Annotated in this window: 1 protein-coding gene; it reads left to right on the top strand. The window is 51.5% G+C overall.

The window, feature by feature from the left end:
- A partial coding sequence (locus tag SB753_RS42270) for a hypothetical protein (protein WP_410805854.1) occupies positions 1-229 on the top strand: 229 nt, incomplete at both ends.

The following is a 229-nucleotide window of genomic DNA, read 5'->3' as shown; positions in this document are numbered from 1 at the left end:
CTAAAAAGCGTGTGGACGTTAATATTGTGACGCCTGCTGAATTTCGTCGCGCGCTCAACTTGATCGAGTCTTCCGAGCAGCCTGAGCGCTTTCGCACCATGCAAAAGCTCGCGCTCATCTTGGGTTATCGCTTAGGGTTACGGCGAAGCGAATGTGCCGGGCTACTTGTTCGAGATGTTGTTTATATAGAGGGTACCGCCACCTTTACCGGTGAGCTTATTATCCGCTC

This window comes from Paraburkholderia sp. SIMBA_053, assembly GCF_046534895.1.
GTDB classification, from domain to species: domain Bacteria; phylum Pseudomonadota; class Gammaproteobacteria; order Burkholderiales; family Burkholderiaceae; genus Paraburkholderia; species Paraburkholderia caledonica.
Note: the sequence above shows the minus strand (reverse complement) of the source record. Positions and strands in the feature narration are given on the sequence as shown.